We start from the raw sequence: 455 nt of genomic DNA on the forward strand, positions 1-455 counted from the left end.
GCCTTGGGGCAGGCATTGGCAATGCTGAACAGTCCGGCCAGTGGGCCATCGTGGTGTTCGTCATTGACATCACAGACCACCAGGTGTTGCAGGTCGTCCGGGGTGGACAGGGAGGCATGGCGGCTGATAAACAGTTGTTGCAGCCCAAGCTGCTGCATCAGATCGACTTGGTGGTGCAGCAAGCTGGCATGTTCTCTGGCGGGAAGCATGGCCTTGTCTTGCCCCATGCGACGGGACGCCCCGCCTGCCAGAATCACCCCGATGGTTGTTGCCTTTGCGTGTGTATCCATATCGCCTCCGCTGTCGGGTTTATCCCGGTGTTAGCCACCCAGCATGGCAAAATGACGGGTAGCGCCCGTATTGCCGCTTTGCAGGTAATGGGTTTCGTCTTTCATGCCCAGGCGCTGCTCCAGCTCTGCTACCAGCAGTTCGGGGTCTACGCCGGGCTGTAGTAG

At 59.6% G+C, this 455-nt stretch carries 1 protein-coding gene; it reads right to left on the minus strand.

From position 1 onward, the window contains the following. Window positions 1-290 (minus strand): NTP transferase domain-containing protein (locus Q4563_RS16120; protein WP_303605195.1); only part of this gene is annotated, 290 nt, incomplete at its 3' end. Between the last annotated feature and the right edge of the window lie 165 nt (window positions 291-455).

It is taken from the genome of Gilvimarinus sp. 1_MG-2023, from assembly GCF_030548285.1.